The organism is Candidatus Halocynthiibacter alkanivorans (genome assembly GCF_003333265.1).
Lineage (GTDB): Bacteria > Pseudomonadota > Alphaproteobacteria > Rhodobacterales > Rhodobacteraceae > Halocyntiibacter_A > Halocyntiibacter_A alkanivorans.
The window spans coordinates 1-4067 of the sequence record NZ_QOLB01000163.1 but is presented as its reverse complement, the minus strand read 5'-3'; the positions used below and the strand labels follow the sequence as shown (position 1 = coordinate 4067).

The following is a 4067-nucleotide window of genomic DNA, read 5'->3' as shown; positions in this document are numbered from 1 at the left end:
ACGCCGGCGCCAACAGCAACGTCTTTGTGCACTTTAACGGTGCTGCGGCTTCAAACGACGTGGCGGCCGTGCTGAAAGACGCCGCCGGCAACGTTGTCGCCATCGAGGAAATCGAAATCGACAACTTCTGAACCCTGACACCTGACTTTGCGGCCGCCGGTTAACCCCGGCGCCGCGCCTCCCAAAGACCTCCCAAAATACCTCCCTGATCCCCTCCCAATTCCTCTCCCGAAAGACAATGACATGAAAAACATCGCACTCAAATCCGCCCTCGCCGCTTCCGTTCTCGTAGCAACCGTGGCTTCCGCCTCTGCTGGCTCCGGCGTCAACCACATCTTCCTCGACAGCTACAACCAGGACAGCAACAGCCGTATCGAACTTGAGCTGGTGCGTTCTGAGACCGCCGGCACCGTTGAAATCGTTGAGCTGGTCGGCGGCGCGCTGGGTGACACGCTCGGCACCACTTCGGTCAACGCCGGCGCCAACAGCAACGTCTTTGTGCACTTTAACGGTGCCGCCGCTTCAAACGACGTGGCCGCCGTGCTGAAAGACGCCGCCGGCAATGTTGTCGCCATCGAGGAAATCGAAATCGACAACTTCTGAATCCTGACACCTGACTTTGCGGCCGCCGGTTAATCCCGGCGGCGCGCCTCCCAAACGCCTACAACTCCCTCCCAAATATTCTCCCGAAAGGCACTGTGTCCGTCATCAGATCGTTTGAGACTGAAGGCGGCCTGGCATCGGGGAGAAATCATTCATCCGGAGTCAGTTAAGGCGCGAATTCAGCATGCTACGAGCGCCGTAGTTTCAACGTTCACCTCTTCGCCTTTTCGCGTTCAAGCAGGATTATATGCCCGCGACCTGTGCAGACGTCAGCGGGTGCCAGGTTGCTCAGGCTTTCGGGGCAGCGCTGATAGTTGCAGGGTGTCGTGCCCGACGACGGCCCCTCTGAAACACCGCCGCGCTGTTTCGCCCGGGATCTGAGAGCGTGGGAACCCGGACTTGCTTTGCATTCGTCTGGCAGGTCCCTCTGGTCTCAAAGAGAACAGTCATCCAACATGGGCCCTGATGGAGCCACTCCCGCAATGAATTTAATATGGCTCCGGGTCGACCGCGGAGCCGCACCAACAAAGCGGTAATTGCCAAAGGACTGAATTGCATTTTTTCGGATTTATTCCGGACGGTAATTCGTATGTTTTTTGACGCTCTTGCAGGCCAAATTCTTGCTGATCTCTCGTATGAAATTTGTATCGTCGGTGCCGGCGCCGCAGGAATCGCGCTCGCGCAAGAATTCGCATCCGAACGTGTTCGCCGGATATGCTTGCTCGAAGGCGGCGGGCTGGAATATGAGGACGAGTCCCAGGCGTTGTATAGCGGGGAGATCATCTGACGTGATTATGCCGAACTGGATTCATGCCGGCTTTTTTATTTCGGTGGATCCACCAACCACTGGGGCGGGTATTGCCTGCCTTTATCGAACAACTCATTCGAGCAGCGGCTGTGGATTCCCCATAATGGCAGGCCGATCACGCGCCAGAACATGGCGCCGTATTATGAGCGTGCCCGCGCGTTTTTGGACCTGCCGAGTGAAGGAGGTTGGAACGCCGCCTATGGCTGGACCGCTGAGGGCCTAGAGGCCCACTACGGCTCGCCTTGTCTCAACTATTACTCCGAACATTTCGATCAAATCGAACTGGTGATACGGCCGGTTCGAATGGGTGAACAGTTTCACAAGCCGTTGAAAAGTTCCAGGAACATCGACGTTGTTCTGAACTCAAATGTCGTAGAGATTGAAGTCGACGACACTGGTGAAAGCGCGCGTGGCGTGCGGGTAATTACGCTGTCTGGTCGCCGCTTTTCAGTGGATGAAAAGATGGTGGTGATCGCTGCAGGTGGGCTTGAGAATGTCCGTCTCTTATTGTCTTCAACTTCGGTCCGCCCCAATGGCCTGGGAAACCAGAACGACCTTGTGGGGAGGTTTTTTGCAGATCACATTAATCTGGAACCCGGCCACCTGATCCCAAATGACCCTGCCGTGGATCTGTCTCTCTATCAACGCAGGGATATGACTGAAACCACGGAATCCGCCGTTTGGCATGAACTTAGCCCTGCTGCGCAAAAGCTTTTCGAACTGGTGCCCTGTTCCGTGCGGCTGATGAGCAGGGCTGCCGCTCTTAATAACTCAGGAGGCAGGTCCTTAAAGAAAATCGTCAAAGAAATTGCCCGCGGGAAAGCGCCGGCTGATCCTGGTGCTCACCTGATGAATATCATGGCGGAAGTTGAGTCCATCAGCGCTTATGCCGCGCAAAGACTCTGGTATGGCAGATCTCCGGTCTCGAAAGTCGCGTATGAAATGTCTCTTGCTCCCGCACCCAATCCGGACAGTCGCGTCAGCCTGAGTGGCGAGACCGACAAATTGGGAATGCAGCGACTGAAACTGGACTGGCGTCTCAGCGAAATTGATTTCAGGACGATCCGCTGGGCGGCGTCAACCTTTGTAGACGAAGCGGCCGCAAACGGGTTCGGAAGAACTATGCTCGAACTTGAAAACGAGACACTGTCCGAAAAAGTTCGCTGGACCTGGCATCACATGTGCACGACACGGATGTCGTCAGCACCGGGCGAAGGAGTTGTCGACAGCGATTACCGCATTCACAGCAAGAAAAATCTCTACGTTGCGGGAAGTTCGGTATTTTCCACTTCGGGCTAGTCTGGCGTTTTGAAATACGCCTCGTCTCCAAACAACCGCGCAACCGGTTTGAGATTCGAAACTGGCAGGGTAGCAGCCTGTCTTCGCCGGTTGGCAAATCACCACAGCTCAAAATGGCCGCTGTTGCTTCCACTATGCTTCCACTATGCTTCCACGGCGGGAGGGCGAGTATCGCCTCGCCATTGATTTGTTTATCAATCCCGCCATCGGCAGTTTCAAAACCGTCGATGTGGAACGGCGCGACGTCGCCGAACTGCACCACAAGTTCCGCCACAAACCCTATCAAGCAAACCGGACGCTGGGTGTGTTGTCCAAAATGTTCAATCTGGCGGAAATCTGGGGGCTGCGCCCGGACGGGTCCAACCCGTGCCGGCATGTTCCCAAATACCGCGAAGTAAAACGGGAACGCTATCTGAGCCAAGTCGAATTGCAGCAACTGGGACAAGTTTTGACTGAAGTTGAACAAGACGGATCAGAAACGCTATATGCGGTGGCCGCGTTCCGCCTGTTGCTGCTGACCGGGTGCCGCCCTGGAGAAATCCAAACCCTGCAGTGGCAGTTCATCACCGGCGACGGAATGGAACTGCCAGACACCAAGACGGGCGCACGGCGCATTCCGCTGCCAAAGGCGGCAAGGGCGGTTCTCAGCGCCCTGCCCCGGCTTCCGGGCAACCCTTATGTAATCGCGGGCAAGGTGCCGGGGAAACACGCTACCGACCTGCAACACCCGTGGCGGCGCATTCGTGAACGGTCGGGGCTGACCGGGGTCCGCATTCACGACCTGCGCCATACCTATGCGTCGAATGCGGTCTCATCGGGCATGCCCATTCAAATGGTTGGGCGGCTCTTGGGGCACAGCCAGATCCAGACCACCATGCGTTACGCGCATTTGGCCGATGATCCCGTAAGGCGGGCGGCAGAAGAAAACGCGGCACGACTGGATGCCCTGGTTGGTGCGCCCGTTCCATCACACCTGTTACGAGCTGTTACGTAAGGACTGGTGCCCAGCGTCGTGCACGGTACGTTACCTAAGGGCCAAGCCCGCTCTATGTAAGATTAGGTTACAGGGCGGCCCACCCAGAGACCATTTTAAATTTTCGGAGCTGCCATGCCACGTAAAGTAAAGCCTGGATGGGGGTGGGATCACACCCACGATGGCGCGGATATGGCACGAAGAGAAGCTAACCTAGACTGGGATTGGCTTATAGTGGAGCTTGGTGGCGATACCCCGGAAAAATTCACCCAAATTGAACGCGGCGTGTTGTCGGCGCTTTGGCCATTCTACAACGCCCAATTCGACGACCCGTCCCCCTCGTTCGATGAAATGAAAGCTGCGCTTGGAGAGATTTCCGACACT

5 protein-coding genes are annotated in these 4067 nt (G+C 56.4%); all 5 read left to right on the top strand.

Features of this window, described 5'->3' with window-relative positions:
* Nucleotides 1-243: 243 nt before the first annotated feature.
* Entirely contained in the window at nucleotides 244-603 is a 360-nt protein-coding gene (locus DWA01_RS21820) for a hypothetical protein (protein WP_114287926.1), read from the top strand.
* 589 nt (nucleotides 604-1192) lie between these two features.
* Entirely contained in the window at nucleotides 1193-1390 is a 198-nt protein-coding gene (locus tag DWA01_RS21815) for a hypothetical protein (RefSeq protein ID WP_136057809.1), read from the top strand.
* A gap of 150 nt (nucleotides 1391-1540) precedes the next feature.
* Entirely contained in the window at nucleotides 1541-2710 is a 1170-nt protein-coding gene (locus DWA01_RS21810) for a GMC oxidoreductase (protein WP_114287924.1), read from the top strand.
* 145 nt (nucleotides 2711-2855) lie between these two features.
* Complete coding sequence (locus tag DWA01_RS21805) at nucleotides 2856-3704, top strand: tyrosine-type recombinase/integrase (protein ID WP_235008666.1); 849 nt, start codon at nucleotides 2856-2858, stop codon at nucleotides 3702-3704.
* 114 nt (nucleotides 3705-3818) lie between these two features.
* Nucleotides 3819-4067 (top strand): hypothetical protein (locus tag DWA01_RS21800; RefSeq protein ID WP_136057808.1); only part of this gene is annotated, 249 nt, incomplete at its 3' end.

What these genes read in the sequence shown, in the direction of transcription:
- DWA01_RS21820 (WP_114287926.1), top strand. Translation starts at nt 244, where the DNA reads ATGAAAAACATCGCACTCAAATCCGCCCTCGCCGCTTCCGTTCTCGTA.
- DWA01_RS21815 (WP_136057809.1), top strand. Translation starts at nt 1,193, where the DNA reads ATGTTTTTTGACGCTCTTGCAGGCCAAATTCTTGCTGATCTCTCGTAT.
- DWA01_RS21810 (WP_114287924.1), top strand. Translation starts at nt 1,541, where the DNA reads ATGGCGCCGTATTATGAGCGTGCCCGCGCGTTTTTGGACCTGCCGAGT.
- DWA01_RS21805 (WP_235008666.1), top strand. Translation starts at nt 2,856, where the DNA reads ATGCTTCCACGGCGGGAGGGCGAGTATCGCCTCGCCATTGATTTGTTT.